Source organism: Parablastomonas sp. CN1-191 (genome assembly GCF_049354825.1).
In the GTDB taxonomy this organism is placed as follows: Bacteria; Pseudomonadota; Alphaproteobacteria; order Sphingomonadales; family Sphingomonadaceae; genus Novosphingobium.
On the sequence record NZ_CP186480.1, the window covers coordinates 1,083,547 to 1,105,532 of the forward strand.

The window sequence follows — 21,986 nt, forward strand, 5'->3', positions numbered from 1 at the left end:
CAAATTGCGCGCTCGAGGGCGCCCTACACCGCTAATCGCTGAGCTTCAACGCCACTTCGTTGCTTATTCGCGCCAGCCGCTCGGCCCATGCCGCCTGCCCGGCCGGGTCGGATATCTCGTCCTGGCGGACCTCGATGCCCATGTAGGGCCGCCCGTCCGCCTCGGCGTGGCGGTTCATCGTATAGTTGAGGTCGCGGCCCGAGTATGGCTGCTGGTCACCGACCACCAGGCCCTCGGCCTCCAGCAACGGAATGGCCAGCCGCGCGGCGCGCTCGTCCTCGTTATATAGCAGGCCGACCTGCCACGGACGCGGCGCACCGCCGCTTGCGAGGCGGGGCGTGAAGCTATGCAGCGACACGATCAGCGCCGGCGGCACCGCCTGCAGCAGGTCTTCCAGCGCAGCGTGATACGGCGTGTGAAAGCGCGCTATCCGCGCAGCGCGATCCGCACCGATATTGCCCGGTATGGCGATGTCGTCGCTCGTCTCCGGCACCAGTGCCAGCGCTTCCGGTTCACGGTTGAGGTCGCAGACCAGCCGGCTGACATTGCCAAGCAAGGCGGCGATCCCCGCGCGCGCCGCCATGATCGTTGCCACCTCGGCCACGCCGATATCGACCGCGACGTGCCGCGACAGCACCGCATCGTCGACCCGCAGCGCGATGTCGTCAGGGACGCGGGCCGATGCATGGTCGGATACCACCAGGATGCCGCCAAAGCGCGGCGTGCCCACCAGACGAAACGCGTCTTCCTTCATCGCAGACGCGTCTCCAGCCGCCACCATGCCGGAAAACTGTCGGCGATCTGCGCAGACGCCGCCCGCATCGCCTCCTCGCTGTCGTAAAGCGCAAAACAGGTTGCGCCCGACCCGCTCATCCGTGCAGCCCAGGGATCGGTGGTTTCCAGCGCGTCGAGGACGGTGCCGATCTCCGGACGCAAGGCCACGGCAACAGGCTGGAGGTCGTTACGGCCCCACTGCGTCATCGCGCGCATCGAACCCTTGACCAGGCCGCCGCGATCCTCGCCGTCCCAACCGGCGAAGACCTCGGCAGTCGGCATGGCGACGCGCGGGTTGACCAGCAGCACCGGCGTCCCCGCCAAATCATTCGTCACCGGTTCGAGCTCGGTCCCGGTGCCGCGACCGATGCACGCCTCTGACAACACGCAGGCGGGAACGTCGGCGCCGAGTTTCGCCGCGCGCGTGCGCCAGTCCGTGGGCAAGCCGTGCATCGCCTCGACCAAACGGAACACCGCGCCGGCATCGGCCGAGCCGCCGCCCAGTCCCGCCGCCACCGGCAGCGCCTTGTCGAGCGCGACGGCGATCCCCTCGCTCCGCGGCAGCGCGTTGAGCGCGCGGGCCACGAGGTTTCCGAACGGATCGCCGATTGCGTCCGCGAACGCGCCGCTCAGCGTCACCCGGTCGGCCGGGGCGCGCGTCGCAACCAGCGTGTCGCCCGCCTCGACAAAGGCAAACAGCGTTTCCAGCTTGTGGTAGCCGTCATCGCGCCGCGCACGCACGTGCAGCGCAAGGTTCAGCTTTGCATAGGCGGTCTCGCGCATCGCGCGCGTCACATGTTCGGATAGTTCGGGCCGCCGCCACCCTCGGGCGTGACCCAGGTGATGTTCTGGTTGGGATCCTTGATGTCGCAGGTCTTGCAGTGGACGCAGTTCTGCGAATTGATCTGGTATTTCGGCTCGCCGTCGGCGCCTTCGAGCCACTCGTAGACGCCGGCGGGGCAATAGCGTGTCGACGGGCCGGCGAAGACGCCCAGCTCGCTGACCTTCTGCAGCTCGATGTCGGCGACCTTGAGGTGCACCGGCTGGTCCTCGGCATGGTTTGTGAAGCTCAGCGCCACGCTCGACAGCCGGTCGAAGCTGATCACGCCGTCGGGCTTGGGATAGGCGATCGGCTTGTAAAGGTCGGCACGCTGCAGCGCCTCGCTGTCCCAGTGGTGCTTCATGGGCTTCCAGATGCCGAAGCCCAGCAGGGTGCGCAGCCACATGTCGGCGCCGGCCAGGATCGTGCCCAGGTCCCCGCCCCATTTCGCCACGAGCGGCTCGGCGTTCTGGACCTGCTTCAGTTCCTTCGCGATCCAGCTTGAACGCACCGCGCTGTCATAATGGTCCAGCGTGTCATTCGCACGCCCGGCGGCCATCGCCTCCGCAATGGATTCGGCCGCCAGCGTGCCGCTTTTCATCGCGGTGTGGCTGCCCTTGATCCGCGGCACGTTGACGAAGCCGGCGCTGCACCCGATCAGCGCGCCGCCCGGGAACGCGAGTTGCGGCACCGACTGCCAGCCGCCCTCGTTGATGGCGCGCGCGCCGTAGCTGACACGACGCCCGCCCTCCAGGATCGCGCGGATTTCCGGGTGCTGCTTCCAGCGCTGGAATTCCTCGAACGGGTAGACGTAGGGGTTCTTGTAATCGAGCGCCGTGACGAACCCGAGCGCGACCTGATTGTTCGCCTGGTGGTAAAGGAACCCGCCGCCCCAGCTGTCGCTTTCCGACAACGGCCAGCCCTGGGTGTGGATGACCCGGCCGGGCACGTGCTTGTCGGCCGGGATGTCCCACAATTCCTTGATGCCCAGGCCGTAGACTTGCGGCTGGCAGTCCTTCTCGAGGTCGTACTTGCCCTTAAGCTGCTTGGTCAGGCTGCCGCGCGCACCTTCGGCGAACAGCGTGTACTTTGCGTGGAGCTCCATGCCGGGCTGGTAATCGCCCTTGTGGCTGCCGTCCTTCGCCACGCCCATGTCCTGCGTCGCCACGCCGCGCACCGCGCCGGCATCGTCGTAGAGCACTTCGGCGGCGGGAAAGCCGGGAAAGATTTCGACGCCCAGGTTTTCGGCCACGCCGGCCAGCCAGCGGCACAAGTTGCCCAGGCTCCCGGTATAGTTCCCCTCGTTCGACATGAACGGCGGCATCGGCCAGTGCGGGATCGACCACTTGCCGGTCCGGGTCATCGCCCAGTGCCAGTTGTCGGTCACCGGCACTTGGGCCATCGGGCAACCGTCATCGCGCCAGGTCGGCAGCAGTTCGTCGAGCGCCTTGGGATCGACGACCGCGCCGGAGAGGATATGGGCGCCGATCTCGCTGCCCTTTTCCAGGATGCAGACCGAGGTATCGGGCGAAACCTGCTTCAGGCGGATCGCCGCGGCCAGGCCGGCCGGGCCGCCACCGACGATGACAACGTCGTAAGGCATCGATTCGCGTTCGCTCATGGCGGTCTCCGTCCCCCTCATCCGCGTGGATGTGTCGCTTGGCCTTGAAAGCCCGCCGCCGACAGGTCAAGACCGCTTGGTGCCCCGTGACGCCCACCCAACCCCGTACGAACAGGCGCTCGGCGGCGCGCTCGACTGGTGGCGCGATGCCGGCGTCAGTCACGCTTTTGTCGACGAGCCGGTGCACTGGCTCGCCCCCGACGAACCGGACGAGCAGCCCGCGGTCAGCCCGCCTGCTGCCGCCCCGCCGCCGCCGCCCGCGCCGCAGATGGGCGGCGACCGCGCCTTGTGGCCCGCCACGCTGGACGCCTTTGCGCCGTGGTGGCTGGCCGAACCGACCCTTGACGTCGGCCCGCTGGCCGGCCGTGTCGCTCCGCGCGGCCCGGCCGCCGCCGACCTGATGATCGTGGTCGACCATCCCGAGCGCGAGGACGGCGACGTCTTGCTGTCCGGCCCCGAAGGACGGCTCCTGGACGCGTTCCTGGCCGCCGCCGGAATCGACCCCGCGCAGGTCTACCGCGCCAGTGCCTTGCCGCGCTGCATGGCGATGCCGGACTGGGCGGCGCTGGGCGCAGCCGGGCTTGGTGCGGTGCTGTCCCATCATGCCCGGCTGGTGCAGCCGCGCCGGATCATCGCGTTCGGATCCAACATTCCATCGCTGCTGGGCAACGATCCGGCGCAAAATCCGGGCAATCTGGGGGTCGTTAACGCAGAACGCACGCCGTTCCCGGTACTCGATGCGCCGTCACTCGCGGCCATGATTGCCAGGCCGGGACGCAAGGGGGGGTTCTGGCAGCGCTGGCTCGCGTTTTCGCGCTAGCGGTCGGCCCCCGGGACAGAACGGGGTCTGGACGGAGATGAGAACGACGCGAAAGATGCTGAGGCGCGCTTGTGCGGCGCTGGCGCTTGGCGCGGCGATCGTGCCGGCCGCGGCGTCGGCCAACAGCGCCGCGATCGACTATTTCCGCAACCGCGCCAGCAACTCGGTGGTGCCGACGCTGCTGTCGTCCGACGAGAAGGCTTATTATCGCCAGGTCTTCGCCGCGATCGACGCGGGCGACTGGGCCGGCGTGCAGGCGCTGCTGGCGCAGAAGCCCGACGGACCGCTTCACGCGGTCGCGCGCGCCGAATACTTCCTCGCCCCGACATCTCCGAAGATCGAGCTCGACGCGCTGGCCGCCTGGATGCCGACCGGCGCCGGGCTGCCGCAGGCGGAGCAGATCGCCGCGCTGGCGGCCAAGCGCGGCGGCGCGCTGGCGCTGACCACGCCGGCGCCGCAGCGCCTGGTCGGCCAGCCGGCGATGCCGCGCCGCGTGTTGCCGCGCAGCGTCAACGACGGGACGATGCCGGCGGCGATCTCGGCCCAGATCCTGGACCGGATCAAGAACGACGATCCGATGTCGGCGCGCGTCCTTCTCGACGGCATCGACGCCCAGCTTTCGCCGCAAGCGCGGGCCGAATGGCGCCAGCGGGTGGCGTGGAGCTTCTTCATCGGCAACGACCCCGCCGCCGCCTACGCCCTGGCGCAGACCGCGGCCGAAGGGGCCGGTTCGTGGGTCGCCGAAGGGTGGTGGACCGCCGGGCTCGCTGCCTTCCGCCTCGACGATTGCCAGGGCGCCTCGGACGCCTTCGCGCGCGTCGCCCAGCTCGCCGACAATCCCGAATTGACCGCCGCTGGCCATTACTGGAACGCCCGCGCCCTGATCCGCTGCCGCCGGCCCGAAGCCGCCGCCGCGCCGCTGCGCCTGGCCGCCGCGCGCGATGAAACGCTGTACGGGATGCTGGCGGCCGAGCAGCTCGGAATGAAAATTCCCGAGACGCACGCCGGGGCCGACTTCACACCGAACGACTGGGCCTCGCTTCGCGATACCCCGGCGGTGCGCGCCGCCGTGGCGCTGGTCGAGATCGGGCGCGACGGTCTTGCCGACGAAGTCCTGCGCTACCAGGCACGGATCGGCGGGGCGTCGCAATACCAGCCGCTGTCGCGCCTCGCACGCGACCTCGGCCTGCCTTCGACCCAGCTGTGGATGGCCTACAACACGCCGGTGGGCGCCCGCGCCGAACCGGCGGCGCGCTTCCCGACGCCGAAGTGGACGCCGTCGGGCGGCTGGAAGGTCGATCCGGCGCTGGTCTATGCGCACACGCTGCAGGAATCGGTGTTCCGCACCGACGCGGTCAGCCCTGCAGGGGCACGCGGCCTGATGCAGATCATGCCCGCCGCCGCGCGCGACCGGGCGGCGGCGATCGGCGTGGCGGGCAGCGCGTCCGACCTCGCCCGGCCCGAAGTCAACCTGGCCTTCGGGCAGGAGCACCTGATTGCGCTGCGCGACAATTCGGGCACCCAGGGTCTGCTGCCCAAGGTGATCGCCGCGTTCAACGCCGGCCCTGCCCCCGTGTCGCGCTGGAACAGCCAGGTGCGCGACGGCGGCGACCCGCTGCTGTGGATCGAATCGCTGCCGTACTGGGAGACGCGCGGCTACGTGAACATCGTGCTGCGCAACTACTGGATGTACGAACGCCAGGCGGGCGGCCCGTCCGAAAGCCGAACCGCGCTGGCCGAGGGGCTGTGGCCGACCTTCCCGGGACTGTCGGGCAGCAAGGCGGTCCGCCTTTCTCCCGACGGGAGCGGCCGTGCCCGCTGAGGACGCGCGCTTCGTCCCCGTCGCCATCGCGTTGCTGACCGTCTCGGACACTCGCACGCCCGCGGACGACACCTCGGGCGATATCCTCGCCGCGCGGATCGAAGACGCCGGTCACGTCCTGGCGGCGCGCACGATCGTGCGCGACGATGCCGCCGCGGTGGCGGCGCAGTTCGGCACCTGGGCCGACGATTCCGCGATCGACGCGGTCATATCGACCGGTGGCACCGGCCTGACCGGGCGTGACGTCACGCCCGAGGCGCTGGAGCGTCTGCGCAGCGCCCGCGGCGGGCGCGACATCCCCGGTTTCGGCGAGCTGTTCCGCTGGATCAGCTTCGCGAGCATCGGCACCAGCACGATCCAGTCGCGCGCCTGCGCCGCACTAGTCGATGGGACTTACATCTTCGCGCTGCCAGGTTCGAACGGCGCGGTCCGCGACGGCTGGGACCACATCCTTGCCCCCCAGCTCGATAGCCGGACGAGGCCTTGCAACTTCGTTCAGCTGATGCCGCGGCTGCGCGAGACCTGAGCGACTGGAACGCCGCAGTCGTTCCTGTTATGTTCCGCTCATGTCCGCTCCGACTCGGCCCGTCCACGGGCGCGGCGCCCAATCGGGCGCGGTGCCCACGCGTTTCGGCCTCGCCACGCGTGAGGCCGACGGCGACTGGCTCGACGCGCGGGAGGACATCGACGGACCCGGCCCGAAGCTGCGCACCGAGGTGACGATCGAGACGCCGCGCACGATCGTCAGCTTCAACCAGTCGCCCGACATTCCCTTCGACCGTTCGATCAACGCCTATCGCGGCTGCGAGCATGGCTGCATCTATTGCTTCGCGCGGCCCACGCACGCCTATCACGACTTGTCGCCCGGCCTCGATTTCGAGACCAGGCTGTTCGCCAAGCGCAACGCCGCGCAGCTGCTGCGCCAAACGCTGGCGAAGCCCGGCTACAAGCCGGCACCGATCGCGATGGGCACCAACACCGATCCTTATCAGCCAATCGAGGCGCGCTTCCGGATCACCCGCGAAATCCTCGAGGTAGCAATCGAGTGCCGTCACCCGGTAACGATCACGACCAAGTCGGCGCGGGTCGTGCGCGACATCGACCTGCTGCGCGAACTGGCCGCGCTGGGGCTGGTTGCGGTCGGCATCTCGGTCACCAGCCTCGACCCGCGCTTGTCGGGCCTGCTGGAACCGCGCGCCTCCGCCCCGGCCCGGCGGCTCGATGCGCTCGAACAACTGGTCGCCGCGGGCGTGCCCGCGCACGTATCGGTGGCGCCGGTCATTCCCGCGGTCACCGACGCGTTCATGGAAGCGATCCTGCAGGAAGCCGCCGCGCGCGGCGTCACCTCTGCCAGCTGGATCGTGATGCGCCTGCCGCACGAGGTTGCACCGCTTGTACGCGAGTGGCTGGCGACGCATTTCCCCGACCGCGCCGACAAGGTGATGAACATCGTCCGCTCGATCCGCGGCGGGAAGGACAACGATCCCTCGTTCTTTACCCGGATGAAGCCGCAGGGCACCTGGGCCGAGCTGTTCCGCGCCCGCTTTCGCATCGCCACCCGCCGGCTGGGCATGAACGCGGCACGGCTCGAGCTTGATTGCAGCGGCTTCCGCCGCCCCGCCGCCGACGGCCAGCTCAGCCTGCTCTAGCAGGGCATCCGGAAGGTAAAGACGGTCTCGGCATCGGTCGACGATACGTCGATCCGGCCGCCATGGGCCTGCGCGATCTGCGCCGCGATGTAGAGCCCCAGCCCCAGCCCCTGCTCGCCGGAGTCGGCCTGCGCACGCACGAACGGCTCGAACAGGCCGTCCAGCGCGGTGGCCGCGATTTTCGGACCGGTGTTGCGCACCGCGAGCGTGAATTCGCCCGGCTGGCGGCGCGCCTCGATCTCCACCCGCCCGCCTTGCGCACCGTGCGTCAGCGCGTTTCCCAGCAGGTTGGAAAGGAGCTGTCCGATGCGCTGGCGATCGCACGCAAACGGCGCGCCGCAGTCGCCAATGGTGGCGATCGCGATCTCCGGGTGGACAGAGCGCAGTTCGCTGATGACCTGCTCGAGCACCGGGCCAAGCGGCTCCTCGGCCGAAATGTGCAGGGCCAGTCCGCCGCCAAGGCGGCCGCGGGCGAAGTCCATCAGGTCGTCGATCAGGCCCTTCATGCGCCGCACACTGCCCTGCATAAGGTTCAACACCGCTGCCGCGCGCTCGTCCAGCGGGGTGCGCGCCAGGGTGCGGGTGCCGGCGTCGATCGACGCGATCGGATTGCGCAGGTCGTGCCCGAGCACGGCGATGAACTGTTCGCGCAGCTGCGCCAGGCTCTGCTGGTCGGCGATCTGGCGATGCGCCGAAAGCAGCTGCTCGTCCGCTTCGAGCTGGCGCGCGATCAGCTGCGCGAACAGTTCGAACATTCCGATCGTCTCGGGATTTTCCACCCGCGCCGGGCGTGGGTCGATCGCGCACAAGGTTCCGAAAAACGCGCCGTCCGACGTGCGGATCGGGACCGAGATGTAGCTTTGAAAGCCATAGCGCAGCGGCGTGGCGTGGTCCCGGTAGAGGTCGGATTGGGCAACGTGGTTGATCACCACCGGCGCCTGCGTCTGGCGGATTTCGTGGCAGATCGTGCTCTCGACTTCCAGCTCGTCGCCCGCGGTCAGCCCGAAGGCGATCAGGTCAAGGACCTGGCAGGCGATCCAGCGATCTTCGGTGACGCGCGCGACCGCGGCGAAGCCCATCCCGGTGGTCCGGCAGATCACGTCGAGCATGGTCGGGATCGCGTCGATGCGCCCGATCGCCTCTATGTCGCCCCGGTGATCCTTCATGGCATGGCCCCTGCGTGCGCCAGGCAGTCTACGGCCGAGTGGCGGCGCCGGCCAGCGCGACATGCCGGCCCTGCGCGCCGGTCACCGGTCGTCACGCCGCATCGCTGAGGCGGTAATCACGGAATTGATCGCGCAGGTCTTTCTTGCTGATCTTGCCGGTGCCCGTGTGGGGAATGGCGTCGACGAATTCGATCGCGTCGGGAAGCCACCAGCGGGCTACCTTGCCGGCAAGGAAGGCGCGGATGTCCTCCGCGGTCGCGGTGCTGCCGGGCTTCCTGACGATCACCAGGATCGGACGTTCGTCCCACCTGGGATGAGCGATCCCGATGGCGGCGGCTTCTGCCACGGCGGGATGGCCAACCGCGGCGTTCTCCAGCTCGACCGAGCTGATCCACTCCCCGCCGGACTTTATCACGTCCTTGGTCCGGTCGGTGAGCTGCAGCGTACCATCGGGGTGGAGGATGGCAACGTCGCCGGTATCGAACCACTGCTCGGCATCGGTCGCGTCGCGATCGGCCTTGAAGTAGCGTTTGATCACCCAGGGCCCGCGCACCTGCAGCGCGCCGCTGCTCACGCCGTCGCGCGGCAGGACAATGGCGGGATCGCCGAGGTCGACCGTGCGCAGTTCGACGCCGAAGGAAACGCGCCCCTGCAGCGCCTTGATGTCGACCTGCTGGTCGAACGTCAGGTCATCCCAGTCGGCGGTCTTGGCCCCGGTGGTCCCGACCGGGCTGGTCTCGGTCATGCCCCAGGCGTGGGCGACGTTGACCCCTGCGCGCATCAGCCGCTCGATCATGAAGCGCGGCGCGGCCGACCCGCCGATGACCGCCTGTCGCAGCGCCGGGAGCGTCTCTCCGGTCGCGTCCATGTGCTGGAACATCGCCAGCCACACGGTCGGCACACCGGCCGAATGGGTGACCTTCTCGCGCTGCATCAGATCGCACAGCACTTTCGCGTCGTTGACCGCGCTGAACACGAACTTGATGCCGGCCGCCGCACCGGACCACGGCAGGCCCCAACTGGCGGCATGGAACATCGGCACCACCGGGAGCATCACGCTGCGCGCGTCGAAATCGAAGATCGCCGGCTGCAGCCCGGTGATGGCGTGCAGCATGGTCGAGCGGTGTTCGTAGAGGACGCCCTTGGGATCACCCGTCGTGCCGCTGGTATAGCACAGCATGCAGGGGTCGCGCTCGTCGCCGCCGGCCCACTCGGTCTCGCCGTCCTCGGCCCCGATCCAGTCCTCGAAGCCGATGTCGGCGATGCCGGGATGCGGATCGTAGCAGACGTAATGCTCGATCGTGGTCCAGCGCGGCTTCATCGCCTCGACCACCGGCGCGAAGGCGGCGTCGTAGATCAGGACGCGGTCCTCGGCGTGGTTGGCGATATATTCGAGCTGGCCTTCGAACAGCCGCGGATTGATGGTGTGCAGCACCCCGCCTACGCCCACCGCGCCGTACCAGCTGACCAGGTGCCGGCCGTGGTTCATCGCCAGCGTCGCCACCCGGTCGCCCCGGCCGATGCCCAGCCGGCGCAGCGCCTGGGTCATCTTCAGCGCGTCGCGGCGGATGCCGGACCAGTCGCTGCGCGTCTCGCTGCCGTCGGCCCAGCGGGTCACGACTTCGCGCGTGCCGTACTCGCGCGCGGCGTGATCGATCAGGTGCGTAACCCGCAGGTCCCAGTCCTGCATTGCTCCCAGCATAGTCGGCATCCTTGTGCGCGTTTCGGGCAACCAAGCAAGAAGGCCGGCCGAAGGCAAGCGATCGCTGGCGAAGGCGCTATGCGACGAGGCGCAAGTGCCCGCTCGACCGCTTGGCGGTGAGCGCCACGTTGGCCAGGCCCTCGATCGCGGACAGCGTCTCGGCCAGGTCGCCGTCAAGCTGGAAACCGCGGCCCAGGCGCACCAGCGGCTCGTCGTCGCCGCCCGTCCGCAGCCGCGCCAGCACTTCGCCCTGGCCGCCGGGTTCGAGCATGGCGGCAAGCTCGGCCAGCGCCTCGACCCGCTCGACATCACATTTCAGCACCATCGCCGCGGCGCTGGTCACCTCGGCCAGCGGGCGGGCGCCGCGCACGGTGATGCGCGGCGGCTCCTCCGGGCTCGGCGCGTCGAGCTCGACGCTGAGCAGCAGGCATGTCTGGTCGGCAGCCCAGCGCGTCAGCGGTTCGACCAGCGATTCCTCGAAGCACGAGGCGCTGAACTGGCCGGTCTGGTCCGAGAACGACGCCACCACGAAATCGCGTCCGTTGCGCGTGCGGCGGCGGTTCACGCCCTCGATCAGCACCGCCATCACCGCGGGCATCCGTCCGCCGCCGGCGACCCCGCCCTCGATCAGGCTGGCGTGGCTGCGCGCGCCGTTGGCGCTGGCGACCTGGTGAAACTGCTGGACCGGATGGGCGGCGAAATAGAAGCCGAACACGTCGCGCTCCTTCGCCATCTGCTCGGCCCGGCTCCACGGCTCGGCCTCGGCCAGGCGCAGCGCCGGCTGGGCATGATCGTCGCCACCGAACAGCGCGGCCTGGCCGCTGGTGCGGCTGCGCTCGGCCTCGTCGGCGACCGCCAGCAGGATGTCGGCGCTGGCGACGACCTTGCCGCGGTTGGGCTCGAGCGCGTCAAACGCGCCGCCTGCCCCCAGCGCTTCCAACTGGCGGCGGTTCATCGATCCCGGCGGGGCGCGGCGGAACACGTCCTCTAGGCTTTCGAACCAGCCCTTGGCCTCGCGCTCGGCAACGATGGCGTCCATCGCCTTCTCGCCGACGTTGCGCAGGCCAGCCAGGGCGTAGCGGACCGCGTGGCCTTCGTCGGTGCGCTCGACGGTGAATTCGGCTTCCGAGCGGTTGATGTCGGGGCCCTCGAGCGCGACTTTCGCGCGCCGCATGTCGTCGACGAAGATCGCCAGCTTTTCCGACTGGTGCATGTCGTAGCACATCGACGCGGCGAAGAATTCGTGCGGGTAGTGCGCCTTCAGCCACGCGGTCTGGTACGCCAGCAGCGCATAAGCGGCCGCGTGACTCTTGTTGAAGCCGTAGCCGGCGAACTTGTCGATCAAGTCGAACAGCTCGTCGGCCTTCTTGCGGTCGATGCCGGAAACCTCGGCACAGCCGTCGACGAAGCGCTGGCGCTGCGCGTCCATCTCGGCCTGGACCTTCTTGCCCATCGCGCGGCGCAGCAGGTCGGCATCGCCAAGCGAATAGCCGGCCAGGATCTGCGCGGCCTGCATGACCTGTTCCTGGTAGACGAAGATACCGTAAGTCTCGCCCAGGATGCCCGCCAGCTTGGGGTGCGGATACTCGATCGCGGCCTGGCCGTTCTTGCGCTGGCCGAACAGCGGGATGTTGTCCATCGGGCCGGGCCGGTACAGCGACACGAGCGCGATGATGTCACCGAAACTGGTCGGCTTCACCGCCGCCAGGGTTCGCCGCATGCCCTCCGATTCAAGCTGGAAGACGCCCACCGTGTCGCCGGACTGGAGCAGGCGGTAGACCGCCGGATCGTCCCACGCCAGCGCCCCAAGGTCGATCTGGATGTCGCGCCGGGCCAGCAGCTCGATCGCCTTCTTGAGCACCGACAGGGTCTTGAGGCCGAGGAAGTCGAACTTCACCAGGCCCGAATCCTCGACATATTTCATGTCGAACTGGGTAACCGGCATGTCGGATCGCGGATCGCGGTACAGCGGTACCAGTTTCGCCAGCGGACGATCGCCGATGACGACGCCGGCGGCGTGGGTGGAGGAATTGCGCGGCAGCCCTTCCAGCTGCATCGCCAGGTCGACCAGTCGCTTGACCTCGTCGTTCTGGTCGTACTCGCGCTTGAACTCGGCCACGCCGTTGAGCGCCCGCGGCAGCGTCCACGGGTCGGTCGGGTGGTTGGGCACCAGCTTGCACAGCCGGTCGACCTGGCCGTAACTCATCTGCAGGATGCGCCCCGTGTCGCGCAGCACCGCGCGGGCCTTCAACTTGCCGAAGGTGATGATCTGGGCGACGTGATCGTGGCCGTATTTCTTCTGGACGTAGCGGATAACCTCGCCGCGGCGCGTTTCGCAGAAATCGATGTCGAAGTCCGGCATCGAGACGCGCTCGGGATTGAGAAAGCGTTCGAACAGCAGGCCCAGCCGCAGCGGGTCGAGGTCGGTGATGGTCAGCGCCCAGGCCACCACGCTGCCCGCGCCCGATCCGCGCCCCGGCCCGACCGGGATGTCCTGCGCCTTGGCCCACTTGATAAAGTCGGCAACGATCAGGAAGTAGCCGCCGAAGCCCATGCGGTTGATGACATCGATCTCGAACTCGAGCCGCTCGGCATAAGCGGCGCGCTCCTCAACGGAAAGCTCGCCGTAGGGCTCCAGCCGCGCGGCCAGCCCGGCGCGGGCGTCTTCGGCCAGCATCCGGGCCTCGCCCTCGGCATCGCCGGCCAGGCTGGGCAGGATCGGCTTGCGCTTGGGCGGCGCGAAGGCGCAGCGCTGGGCGACGACCAGCGTGTTGGCGATGCCTTCGGGCAAGTCGGCAAAGGCCTCCGCCATCATCTCGCCCGACTTGATCCAGGCCTGGCGCGACGACCGCGGGCGGTCGGCCGCATCGATGTGGGTCGCGGCGGCGATGCACAACATCGCGTCGTGGGCGCCGTAGAAATGCGGCTCGCCGTAGTAGGCGGGATTGGTCGCCACCAGCGGCAGGTCGCGGGCATAGGCGAGGTCGATAAGGGCCGTTTCGGCAGCTTCCATCGCCGCATCGCCGCTGCGGGAGACTTCGAGGTAGAGCCGGGCCGGAAACAGGCCCTCCAGCGCGGCGCAGTATTCGCTTGCGGCCTCGCCCCGGCCATCCGCCAGCAGCCGCGCCAGCGCGCCTTCGCCCGCGCCCGTCAGCGCGATCAGGCCGCCGGTGCGCCCTTCCAGGTCGGCGAAGGTGACGTGGGGCTCAAGCTCCAGCGGGCGGTCGAGGTGCGCGCGGCTGACCAGGTGGCACAAGTTGTTCCACCCGTCCTCGTCCTGCGCGTAAAGCGGCAGCCAGTCGATCGTGCCGGCTCCCGGCGCGTGGTCGGGCCGGCATACGCCCAGCAGCGTGCCGATAATCGGCTGGATGCCGGCATCGCGGCAGGCGGCGGCGAACGGAATGGCGCCGTAAAGCCCGTTGCGGTCGCAAATCGCGATGGCGGGAAAGCCGCGCTCTTTGGCCAGCTTGGCGATCGCCTTGGGGTCGATCGCGCCTTCCAGCATCGAGTAGCTCGACAGCACTCTCAGCGGAACGAAGGGGACGAAGGCCATCACTCGACGCTAGCGGCCGGGGCGCGATTCGCAAACCGCGCGGGCGGGGAATTGCCCGGCTATTGCAGCAGCGCCTCGATATCCTTGGCCAGAGCCTCGGGCTTGTCGCTCGGGGCGTAGCGACGCACCACGCTGCCATCGCGGCCGATCAGGAACTTGGTGAAGTTCCACTTGATCGCCTTGGTCCCCATCAGGCCCGGTGCCGACGCCTTGAGCCAGTGGTAAAGCGGCTCTTCCCCCGCGCCGTTGACGTCGATCTTGGCCATCAGCGGAAAGGTCACGCCATGATTGAGGCGGCAGAACGCGTCGATCTCCTCGGCGCTGCCCGGCTCCTGCCCGCCGAACTGGTTGCACGGAAAGGCCAGGATCTCGAACCCGCGGTCCTTGTAGTCTTGCCACAGCTTTTCCAGCCCGTCGTACTGGGGGGTGAAGCCGCACTGCGAGGCGGTGTTGACCACCAGCACGACCTTGCCCAGCTTGTCGCCCAGGTTGACCCGCTCACCGCCGGCGAGCCTGGCGTCGAAATCATCGATCGTCTGCGGCATGTCCGTCATCCCTCGACCAGCTTGCCCTCGACCAGCCGCACGACGCGGTCCATCGCCGCGGCAAGGCGCTCGTTATGCGTCGCCACCAGCGCCGCGCTGCCCTGCCCGCGCACCAGCTCGACGAACTGCGCCAGGACCTTGTCGGCAGTGCTTTCGTCAAGGTTGCCGGTGGGTTCGTCGGCCAGCACCAGCGCCGGCTTGTTGGCCAGCGCGCGGGCCACCGCCACGCGCTGCTGCTCGCCCCCCGAAAGCTGGCTGGGCCGGTGGTCCAGCCGCGCCCCCAGCCCCAGCACGGTAAGCAATTCGGCGGCGCGGGCGTCGGCATCGGCGGCGGCGCGGCCTGCCACCAGCTGCGGCAGGATCACGTTCTCGCGCGCGGTGAAGTCGGGCAGCAAGTGGTGGAACTGGTAGACGAAACCGATCGAATCCCGGCGCAGCGCGGTGCGGCCCTCGTCGTCGAGTTTCGCCGCCTCGGTCCCGTCGATCAGGATCTGGCCGCCGAAGCCGCCTTCCAGCAGGCCGACAGCCTGAAGCAGCGTCGACTTGCCCGAACCCGACGGCCCCAGCAGCGCGACGATCTCGCCGGCGCGGACCTTGAGGTCGGCGCCCTTGAGCACGTCGATGCGGACCCCGCCCTGCTCGAAGCTGCGGGTAAGACCCGCCAGCTGGACGACTGTTGTCGCGCCGCGCGGCGCCTGAACGTCATTCATAGCGCAGCACCTGCACAGGATCGGTGCTCGCCGCCTTGTAGGCCGGGTAGAGCGTGAACAGGAATGACAAAACCAGGCTCATCACCACGATGGCGGTTATCTCCTTGGGATCGCTGCGCGCGGGCAGCTCGGTCAGGAACCGGATCGACGGATCCCACAGGTTCTGCCCGGTCAGCACCTCGATCGCACGGACCACGCCCTGGCGGAAATACAGGAATATCGCACCCAGGATCAGTCCCGCGATCGTCCCCAGTGCGCCGATGGTGAAGCCGGTGGTGACGAAGATCTTCAGGATCGACTTACGCGGCGCCCCCATCGTGCGCAGGATCGCGATGTCGCGCGTCTTGGCGCGCACCAGCATGATCAGCGACGACAGGATGTTGAACACGGCAACCAGCACGATCAGGCTGAGCACAACGAACATCGCCACCCGCTCTACCGCCAGCGCTTCGAACAGGCTGGCGTTGATCGTCTTCCAGTCGCTGACCACGGCCTGCCCGCGCAGTTTCTGTGTCAGCGGGGCGAGGATCTCGGTCGCCTTCTCGGGATCGGTGGTCTTGACCTCGATCATGCCGATCTGGTCGCCGATGAGCAGCAGTTGCTGCGCGTCGGAGATCGGCATGACCACGAACGACTGGTCGTAATCGTAGATACCGATCTCGAATATCGCGGCGATCTTGTAGCCGACCTGGCGCGGCACCGTGCCGAACGGGGTCGCCTGGCCCTGCGGATTGATGATCGTGATGGTGTCGCCCACCCGCGCGCCGAGGTTTTCGGCCAGGCGCGTGCCGATGGCGACGGTGCCGGCCTCCGGCTTGACCTCCGCAAGGTTGCCCATCTTCACGTTGGGCCCGATGCGGGCGATGTCCTCGGCGGTGTTGCCGCGCGCCAGCACGGCTTCGACCCGGCCGTTGAAGGTGGCCAGCAGCGGCTGCTCGATCAGCGGCGAGGCGCGTACCACGCCCGGCGTCGCGCGGACTTCCTTGAGCACGTCCTGCCAGTTGTCGAGCCGGCCGCCGTAGGCCTGGATGATGGCATGGCCGTTGAGGCCGACGATCTTGTCGATCAGTTCGGCGCGAAACCCGTTCATCACGCTCATCACGATGACGAGCGCGGCCACGCCCAGCATCACTGCGCCAAGGCTGATGCCGGCGACCACGGCGATGAAGGCCTCGCCCCGGCCGGGCACGAGGTAACGCTTGGCGATCGTGCGCTCGAAGGAATTGAGGATCAAGAAAAGCTCGCGGCGGCTGGAAGGAACGTCGTGTCGGCGCGATGTAGGCGGCATCCGGCGCATCGGCAATGGCGGCGCTTGCTTTCGCCGGGGCCAGCGCCCAAATGCGCCGGCGACATCCCTGGCGGCGGATTCGATGAACCTTATGCACCCTTTCGAAGATGCTGACGGCGATACGCTGCACGAGGAATGCGGCGTCTTCGGCGTCACCGGATCGCGCGATGCCGCCGCGGTGGTGGCACTGGGGCTCCACGCCCTGCAGCACCGCGGGCAGGAAGCGGTCGGCATCACCAGCTTCGATGGGCAGGAATTCTATTCGCGCCGCGGCCTTGGCCATGTCGCCCAGAACTTTTCCAGCGGCGCCGCGCTGGCCGAACTGCCCGGGACGATGGCGGCGGGCCACGTGCGCTATTCCACCACCGGCGGATCGGGTTTGCGCAACGTCCAGCCGCTGTTCGCGGACCTTGCCACCGGCGGTTTCGCCATCGCGCACAACGGCAACATATCGAACGCGATGACCCTGCGCCGCGACCTGGTGAAGAAGGGCGCGATCTTCCAGTCGACGTCCGACACCGAAGTGATCATCCACCTGATCGCCACCAGCCGCTATCCCACCCTGCTCGACCGCTTCGTGGACGCGCTGCGCCTTGTCGAGGGCGCCTATTCGCTGATCTGCGTTACCCCCAGGGGCATGATCGCTTGCCGCGATCCGCTGGGAATCCGGCCTTTGGTCATGGGCAAGATCGGCGACGCGGTCGTTTTCGCCAGCGAAACCGTGGCCCTCGACGTCGTCGGCGCCGATTTCGAGCGCGAGGTCGATCCGGGCGAGGTCATCGAAGTGGCGATGGACGGTTCGGCCCGGTCGCACCGCCCGTTCGCGGCGGTCCCGCCACGGCCCTGCATCTTCGAACACGTCTATTTCAGCCGTCCCGATTCGGTCATGGCGGGCAAGTCCGTCTACGACGTGCGCAAGCGCATCGGCGTTGAACTTGCCAAGGAAGCACCGGTCGAGGCCGACCTGGTCGTCCCTGTGCCCGACAGCGGCGTGCCCGCCGCGATCGGCTATGCCCAGCAATCGGGCGTTCCGTTCGAACTCGGCATAATCCGTTCGCACTATGTCGGGCGCACGTTCATCCAGCCATCGGACGGTGCGCGCCACGCCGACGTCAAGCGCAAGCACAACGCCAACCGCGCCATCGTCGCTGGCAAGCGGATCGTGCTGATCGACGATTCGATCGTGCGCGGCACCACCAGCATGAAGATCGTCCAGATGATGCGCGATGCCGGCGCCGCCGAAGTCCACATGCGCGTCGCCAGCCCGCCGACGGGGCATTCCTGCTTCTACGGCGTCGATACCCCCGAACGCTCCAAGCTCCTGGCGGCGCAGATGGACGTCGCCGCGATGGCGGACTTCATCCACGCCGACAGCCTGGCCTTCGTCAGCATCGACGGGCTTTATCGCGCGGTCGGCGAAGCGGAGCGAAATGCCGCCTGCCCGCAGCATTGCGATGCCTGCTTCACCGGCGATTACCCGACCCGGCTGACCGACCTGGAGGATGTCCCCGCGTCGCAGCTACCCCTCCCGGTCGGCCGCGTCGCATGAGCGTGAAACAGGAGAACCGCGCGTGAACGCGCTGGCAGGGCAAGTCGCGCTCGTCACGGGTGCGAGCCGCGGTATCGGCGCCGCCACCGCCGAAGCGCTGGCCGCCGCCGGCGCGCACGTGATCCTGACAGCGCGCGACGCCCGCCTGCTCGAAGGCGTCGAGCAGCGCATCTTCGATGCCGGCGGCGCCGCCACGATCGCGCCGATGGACCTGGCCGAGGCCGACGCCATCGCGCGGCTGGCCGCGGCGCTGAGCGAACGCTGGTCCGCGCTCGACGTCCTGGTCCACGCTGCCGCGATCCTGCCCGGACTTGGCCCGGTGCAGGACATCGACGGCAAAGGCTTTACCCGCGCCCTGACCACCAATGCGCTCGCCACCCAGACGCTGATCGCGCGGTTCGATCCGCTGCTGCGCAAGAGCGGCGACGGCCGCTTTGTGTTCCTGACCACCAGCGTCGCCATCGATCCGCGCGCGTTCTGGGGCGCCTATGCCGCGTCCAAGGCAGCGGGCGAGGTCCTGGCGATGAGCTATGCGCACGAACAGGCGAACATCGGCCGCGTCCGCGTCGCGGTGGTCGATCCGGGCGCGACCCGAACCGACATGCGCGCCAAGGCCTATCCCGGCGAGGATCCGCAGTCGGTCAAGGACCCGGCCGTGGTCGGCGCGGCGATCGCCGGACTGGTGGCGGGACCCTTCGTTTCGCCGCATCGCCTGCGCGTTAACCACGCCGCGTAAGAGACGCCTAACCAGCGGCGCTCATCTTCCGCAAAGCCTGGCATCGACCGCCGGGTGACAGACGCTTTAGTCGGGAAGACGGGTCAATGACTGACAACCTGCTCGCCATGCGCGATCGCTACGTTACCGCAGCGCAGGAAGACCGCTGCTCGCCGCGCACGCGAATCGCCATTCCTGCCAGCTTGCGGATGAGCGGCGGCCGCGGTTTCCAGACCGTGGTCCACGACCTTTCGATCAGCGGTTTTTGCGCCGCGGCGATCAACCGCGTCCATCCCGGCACGGTGTGCTGGCTGACGCTGCCGGGCCTGGAATCGCTGCAGGGCGAAGTGATCTGGTGGGACAACAGCCTGGCCGGCTGCGCGTTCGACAACCTGCTCAGCCCGATCGTCCACGACAACATCCTGACCCGCTTCCGCGGCGACCAGGTCTATCGGCCGGTGGCGTAACCACCGCCGCGGCGCTGCCCGTGACAACGGGGCGGATCAGCGCACCAGCGTCACCTGGTGCACGTCGATGCCGCCGCCGCGAAAGCCGCCCTCGCAGTACATCAGGTAGTACCGCCACAGTTTGACGAAGCGATCGTCGAAACCGGGCGGCAGCCGGTTGTCGCGTACGGCCGCGTCGAAATTGTCGCGCCACAGCCTTAGCGTTTCGGCGTAGTCGGGGCCGAAATCGATCTGGTTTTCCCACGCAAAGCCATGCGCCTCGGCCAACCTGCGAAACTCGCTCAGCCGCAGCAGCATCCCGCCGGGGAAGACGTACGCCTGGATAAAATCGGCGCTGGCCGCGTAGGCATCGTACAGGTCGTCGCGCAGGGTGATGAACTGTAGCGCGGCGCGCCCACCGGGCCCGAGGTTGCGGGCCAGCGTTTCGATGAAAACGGGCCAGTACTCGCGCCCCAAGGCCTCCACCATCTCGACACTGACGATCGCATCGAACGTACCGGCAACGTCGCGGTAGTCCTGGTGACGGAAATCGATGCCGTCGTGCGCGGCGCGGGCATAGGCCAGTTGCGCTTCCGACAGGCTGATCGCGGTCACGGCAGCGCCGCCGCCGCGCAGGCGTGCCGCCAGTGCGCCCCAGCCGCAACCGATCTCGAGTACTGTTTTTGCGCCTTCCACGCGCGATGCGATCGCCCGCAGCTTGTCGTCCTGCGCGGCGGCGAGCGAATCGGGGCCAAGGTCGAAGCGCGCGCTTGAATAGACCATCGCGGGATCGAGCCAGGCGGCGTAGAAATCGTTGCCCAGGTCGTAATGGCGGTGAATGTTGCGCGCCGCCCCGGCGCGGCTGTTGGCCCGCGCCTTGTGCAGGCGGCTGGCGAGCCAGCGCCACGGTCCGCGCGCCCGCGCCAGGTCCCCCAGCGTGGCCGCATTTGCCATGAACAGCGCGAACAGCTGGACCGGGTCGGGGCTGGACCATTCGCCCTTGTCCCACCCCTGGAACAGCCCGACCGAGCCGCTGGTGGCGACGCGAAGCAGTGCGCGCCAGTCCTTCAGCTCCACTTCGGCCACGAAGCCCGGCGCGCGGCCGCCCAGCGTGCGGCGCGTCCCATCGGGCAGGATGCCGTCGATACGCCCGGCGGCCAGCCCGCGATCGATCCGGTCGAGGATGGCGCCGCCAGATCCCGCGAACGCGCGCGCCAGCCAGCGCGGGCCCATCTTCACGGCCCGTCCCCCGGCGACCAGCGCCTCTCCCCTGTCCTCAGCCCGTGTCGCCATTCTCAGGCCGCTATGGGCATGGCCGCGCCGCTGTTCAAGATGCCGCGCGCGCGTGGCGATAGGCGGCCAGCGCCCGTTCGCGCGCGGCGCGGTGGTCGACAAGCGGTTCGGGGTAGCCCCGGGGGCGATCGGCGGGATCGTGGATGTCGGCGTCGGGCAGCTTCGCCAGCTCGGGAACCCAGTGGCGGATGTAGTCCCCGGCAGCGAACTTGGCCGATTGGACCAGCGGCGCCATGATCCGGCTGAACAGGCTCGCGTCCACGCCGCTGCCGGCGATCCACTGCCAGTTCGTGGCATTGTTGCCATAGTCGGCATCAACCAGCGTGTCCCAGAACCAGCGCTCGCCGTGGCGCCAGTCGATCAGCAGGTGCTTCACCAGGAAGCTTGCCGCGATCATCCGCACGCGGTTGTGCATCCACCCGGTTGCCCACAGCTGCCGCATCCCGGCATCGACGATCGGATAGCCGGTGCGTCCCCGTTGCCAGGCCTTGAGGTCTGCCGCCGCGGCGGCGTCGCGCATGGGATCGCGCCACGCCAGTCGGGCATATTCGGGGCGGTAGGGTTCGTCGCCATAGTCGGGGAACTGCGCGATCAGGTTCTGGGCGAAATCGCGCCAGGCAAGTTCGCTGCGAAAGGTGTCGGCGCCCTTGCCGCGGTTGCCGGCCAGCGCGTGCCAGACCTGGCCTGGTGAAATCTCGCCCCAGTGGAGGTGCGGCGACAGGCGCGATGACCCGTCCCGCGCGGGCAGGTTGCGGTCCTCCTCGTAGTCGCCGACGCGGTGGAGGAAATCGTCCAACTGGTCGTGCGCGGCAATTTCGCCGGCGCGCCATTCCTTTGCGAAACCGCTGGCCCAGTCGGGGCTGGTCGGCACCAGGTGCCAGTCGTCCAGGCCGTCCGAGGCCGGCCAGTTCGCGGGAGCGCGAAGATGCGGCCGCGGTAAGGGATCGGCGGGCGGCATCGTCGCACCCAGCGCGCGCCAGAACGGCGTGAATATCCGGTACGGCTTGTCGCTGCCAGTGCGGACCGTCAGCGGCGGCGCCAGGTAGGCGCCGTCATGCAGGGTCAGGTCGAGCGCGCCGGCAACGGCCTTTTCCGCCGCGATTTCCCATGGTTCGTAGTGATGGAGCGCGTGGACCGCCGCTATCCCGGCCGCGCGCGCCACGGCGGCAAGCGCCGCCGCCGCGTCGCCTCTGCGCAGGATCAGCTTGCTGCCGCGTTCGTCGAGGTCCCGCTCCAGTGCCGCCAGGCTGTGATGCAGCCACCACCGGGCAGCGCCGCCCGGCTTGCGCCTGCCCGCGCCATCGTCGTCCAGGACGTAGACCGGAATGACGGGCCCGGCGCTGGCCGCGGCGTGAAACGCGGGCTGGTCGGCCAGCCGCAGGTCACGGCGCAGCCATACGATCGAAGCGGCAGGCAAGCGGTCTCTCCCCCGGGATTATGCCCACCGAAACGTGCCGCGCCCCGGCCGGTTCCGCGCGCTTGCCAGCGGGCGGCGCGCCGCTATCAGCGCGAC

At 68.8% G+C, this 21,986-nt stretch carries 18 protein-coding genes; 7 read left to right on the plus strand and 11 right to left on the minus strand.

Annotated features, from left to right (window positions below):
* Positions 1 to 31: 31 nt before the first annotated feature.
* Genes ACOYW6_RS05455 through ACOYW6_RS05465 form a run of 3 tightly spaced genes read right to left on the minus strand, consistent with a single transcriptional unit; the run spans position 32 to position 3,215 of the window.
* A complete protein-coding gene (locus ACOYW6_RS05455) occupies positions 32 to 754 on the minus strand; it encodes an N-formylglutamate amidohydrolase (protein WP_423142796.1) in 723 nt (240 codons plus the stop codon).
* A complete protein-coding gene (locus ACOYW6_RS05460; RefSeq protein ID WP_423142797.1) occupies positions 751 to 1,557 on the minus strand; it encodes a 4-(cytidine 5'-diphospho)-2-C-methyl-D-erythritol kinase in 807 nt (268 codons plus the stop codon). The genes ACOYW6_RS05455 and ACOYW6_RS05460 overlap by 4 nt, the downstream gene beginning before the upstream one ends.
* 8 nt (positions 1,558 to 1,565) lie before the next feature.
* Positions 1,566 to 3,215, minus strand: coding sequence for an electron transfer flavoprotein-ubiquinone oxidoreductase (locus tag ACOYW6_RS05465; RefSeq protein WP_423142798.1), 1,650 nt, complete (start codon positions 3,213 to 3,215; stop codon positions 1,566 to 1,568).
* A gap of 79 nt (positions 3,216 to 3,294) precedes the next feature.
* On the opposite strand from ACOYW6_RS05465, the gene ACOYW6_RS05470 reads away from it, so the two are divergent.
* From ACOYW6_RS05470 to ACOYW6_RS05485, 4 genes are read left to right on the plus strand one after another with little or no spacing between them, the layout of a single operon-like run.
* Positions 3,295 to 4,035, plus strand: a complete 741-nt coding sequence (locus ACOYW6_RS05470; RefSeq protein ID WP_423142799.1) for a hypothetical protein — start codon at positions 3,295 to 3,297, stop codon at positions 4,033 to 4,035.
* A 55-nt stretch (positions 4,036 to 4,090) separates the two neighbouring features.
* Complete coding sequence (locus tag ACOYW6_RS05475) at positions 4,091 to 5,857, plus strand: lytic transglycosylase domain-containing protein (RefSeq protein WP_423142800.1); 1,767 nt, start codon at positions 4,091 to 4,093, stop codon at positions 5,855 to 5,857.
* Entirely contained in the window at positions 5,847 to 6,383 is a 537-nt protein-coding gene (gene moaB, locus ACOYW6_RS05480; RefSeq protein WP_423142801.1) for a molybdenum cofactor biosynthesis protein B, read from the plus strand. The genes ACOYW6_RS05475 and moaB overlap by 11 nt, the downstream gene beginning before the upstream one ends.
* Before the next feature lie 40 nt (positions 6,384 to 6,423).
* Positions 6,424 to 7,506 (plus strand): PA0069 family radical SAM protein, encoded by a 1,083-nt coding sequence (locus ACOYW6_RS05485; protein ID WP_423142802.1) that lies wholly within the window; start codon positions 6,424 to 6,426, stop codon positions 7,504 to 7,506.
* On the opposite strand, the gene ACOYW6_RS05490 is transcribed toward ACOYW6_RS05485, so the two are convergent.
* The 6 genes from ACOYW6_RS05490 to ACOYW6_RS05515 form a co-directional block, all read right to left on the minus strand.
* The gene (locus ACOYW6_RS05490; RefSeq protein ID WP_423142803.1) at positions 7,503 to 8,672 is read right to left on the minus strand and encodes a GAF domain-containing sensor histidine kinase; all 1,170 of its coding nucleotides are present in this window, start codon (positions 8,670 to 8,672) and stop codon (positions 7,503 to 7,505) included. The genes ACOYW6_RS05485 and ACOYW6_RS05490 overlap by 4 nt on opposite strands.
* A 91-nt stretch (positions 8,673 to 8,763) precedes the next feature.
* Positions 8,764 to 10,374, minus strand: coding sequence for a long-chain fatty acid--CoA ligase (locus ACOYW6_RS05495; RefSeq protein ID WP_423142804.1), 1,611 nt, complete (start codon positions 10,372 to 10,374; stop codon positions 8,764 to 8,766).
* A gap of 76 nt (positions 10,375 to 10,450) precedes the next feature.
* Positions 10,451 to 13,927 carry a DNA polymerase III subunit alpha gene (dnaE, locus tag ACOYW6_RS05500; RefSeq protein WP_423142805.1) on the minus strand — a complete coding sequence of 1,159 codons (3,477 nt, stop codon included), beginning with the start codon at positions 13,925 to 13,927 and terminating at the stop codon, positions 10,451 to 10,453.
* 59 nt (positions 13,928 to 13,986) lie between these two features.
* Entirely contained in the window at positions 13,987 to 14,481 is a 495-nt protein-coding gene (locus ACOYW6_RS05505) for a glutathione peroxidase (RefSeq protein ID WP_423142806.1), read from the minus strand.
* On the minus strand, positions 14,478 to 15,182 hold the full coding sequence (locus ACOYW6_RS05510; RefSeq protein ID WP_423142807.1) for an ABC transporter ATP-binding protein: 705 nt from the start codon (positions 15,180 to 15,182) through the stop codon (positions 14,478 to 14,480). Before ACOYW6_RS05510 ends, ACOYW6_RS05505 begins: the two co-directional genes overlap by 4 nt.
* Positions 15,175 to 16,416, minus strand: a complete 1,242-nt coding sequence (locus ACOYW6_RS05515; protein ID WP_423142808.1) for a lipoprotein-releasing ABC transporter permease subunit — start codon at positions 16,414 to 16,416, stop codon at positions 15,175 to 15,177. The genes ACOYW6_RS05510 and ACOYW6_RS05515 overlap by 8 nt, the downstream gene beginning before the upstream one ends.
* A 136-nt stretch (positions 16,417 to 16,552) precedes the next feature.
* Here ACOYW6_RS05515 and purF point away from each other — a divergent pair, with 136 nt between their 5' ends.
* The 3 genes from purF (at position 16,553) to ACOYW6_RS05530 (ending at position 19,201) form a co-directional block, all read left to right on the plus strand.
* A complete protein-coding gene (gene purF, locus ACOYW6_RS05520; RefSeq protein ID WP_423142809.1) occupies positions 16,553 to 18,019 on the plus strand; it encodes an amidophosphoribosyltransferase in 1,467 nt (488 codons plus the stop codon).
* Positions 18,020 to 18,041: 22 nt separating this feature from the next.
* The gene (locus ACOYW6_RS05525) at positions 18,042 to 18,755 is read left to right on the plus strand and encodes an SDR family NAD(P)-dependent oxidoreductase (RefSeq protein ID WP_423142810.1); all 714 of its coding nucleotides are present in this window, start codon (positions 18,042 to 18,044) and stop codon (positions 18,753 to 18,755) included.
* Between the two features lie 86 nt (positions 18,756 to 18,841).
* Complete coding sequence (locus ACOYW6_RS05530; protein WP_423142811.1) at positions 18,842 to 19,201, plus strand: PilZ domain-containing protein; 360 nt, start codon at positions 18,842 to 18,844, stop codon at positions 19,199 to 19,201.
* A gap of 36 nt (positions 19,202 to 19,237) precedes the next feature.
* Here ACOYW6_RS05530 and ACOYW6_RS05535 read toward each other — a convergent pair whose 3' ends face one another.
* Positions 19,238 to 20,473, minus strand: coding sequence for a class I SAM-dependent methyltransferase (locus tag ACOYW6_RS05535; RefSeq protein WP_423142812.1), 1,236 nt, complete (start codon positions 20,471 to 20,473; stop codon positions 19,238 to 19,240).
* A 34-nt stretch (positions 20,474 to 20,507) separates the two neighbouring features.
* A complete protein-coding gene (locus tag ACOYW6_RS05540) occupies positions 20,508 to 21,890 on the minus strand; it encodes a cryptochrome/photolyase family protein (protein WP_423142813.1) in 1,383 nt (460 codons plus the stop codon).
* Positions 21,891 to 21,986: the final 96 nt, after the last annotated feature.

Excerpts from the sequence above, each read along its gene's own strand:
- ACOYW6_RS05455 (WP_423142796.1), bottom strand. The coding sequence starts at position 754 with ATGAAGGAAGACGCGTTTCGTCTGGTGGGCACGCCGCGCTTTGGCGGC.
- ACOYW6_RS05460 (WP_423142797.1), bottom strand. The coding sequence starts at position 1,557 with ATGCGCGAGACCGCCTATGCAAAGCTGAACCTTGCGCTGCACGTGCGT.
- ACOYW6_RS05465 (WP_423142798.1), bottom strand. The coding sequence starts at position 3,215 with ATGAGCGAACGCGAATCGATGCCTTACGACGTTGTCATCGTCGGTGGC.
- ACOYW6_RS05475 (WP_423142800.1), top strand. The coding sequence starts at position 4,091 with ATGCTGAGGCGCGCTTGTGCGGCGCTGGCGCTTGGCGCGGCGATCGTG.
- ACOYW6_RS05485 (WP_423142802.1), top strand. The coding sequence starts at position 6,424 with ATGTCCGCTCCGACTCGGCCCGTCCACGGGCGCGGCGCCCAATCGGGC.
- ACOYW6_RS05490 (WP_423142803.1), bottom strand. The coding sequence starts at position 8,672 with ATGAAGGATCACCGGGGCGACATAGAGGCGATCGGGCGCATCGACGCG.
- ACOYW6_RS05495 (WP_423142804.1), bottom strand. The coding sequence starts at position 10,374 with ATGCTGGGAGCAATGCAGGACTGGGACCTGCGGGTTACGCACCTGATC.
- dnaE (WP_423142805.1), bottom strand. The coding sequence starts at position 13,927 with ATGGCCTTCGTCCCCTTCGTTCCGCTGAGAGTGCTGTCGAGCTACTCG.
- ACOYW6_RS05505 (WP_423142806.1), bottom strand. The coding sequence starts at position 14,481 with ATGACGGACATGCCGCAGACGATCGATGATTTCGACGCCAGGCTCGCC.
- ACOYW6_RS05510 (WP_423142807.1), bottom strand. The coding sequence starts at position 15,182 with ATGAATGACGTTCAGGCGCCGCGCGGCGCGACAACAGTCGTCCAGCTG.
- purF (WP_423142809.1), top strand. The coding sequence starts at position 16,553 with ATGAACCTTATGCACCCTTTCGAAGATGCTGACGGCGATACGCTGCAC.
- ACOYW6_RS05530 (WP_423142811.1), top strand. The coding sequence starts at position 18,842 with ATGACTGACAACCTGCTCGCCATGCGCGATCGCTACGTTACCGCAGCG.
- ACOYW6_RS05535 (WP_423142812.1), bottom strand. The coding sequence starts at position 20,473 with ATGGCGACACGGGCTGAGGACAGGGGAGAGGCGCTGGTCGCCGGGGGA.